Origin of the sequence: Bacillus sp. JJ1521, assembly GCF_036965165.1 — a bacterium.
Taxonomy (GTDB): domain Bacteria; phylum Bacillota; class Bacilli; order Bacillales; family Bacillaceae_L; genus Ferdinandcohnia.
Genome location: NZ_JBALOX010000262.1, coordinates 2,984 through 3,191 on the forward strand (window position 1 = coordinate 2,984; position 208 = coordinate 3,191).

Sequence of the window (208 nt, forward strand, 5' to 3'; positions counted from 1 at the left end):
TTGTTTTTCCATGGTCAACGTGGGCGATAATTGCTATATTTCGTAAGTCATTACGTGTTGTCACGATTTCACATCTCCTAGTTTTCAAATTAAGGATTAAAGTTCTTTTTACATTTTTTTACTTTCAAAAAGAATCGGAACTAAATTATTATATACCATACAGTAGAAATAATATATATTTAACTGTAAAATAAATTAAGGAAAGGGG

Annotated in this window: 1 protein-coding gene; it reads right to left on the reverse strand. The window is 27.9% G+C overall.

The annotated features are described in order from the left end of the window. On the reverse strand, positions 1 to 64 hold a 64-nt coding region (locus V7147_RS25335), incomplete at its 3' end, for a hypothetical protein (RefSeq protein ID WP_438824650.1). Positions 65 to 208 lie beyond the last annotated feature (144 nt).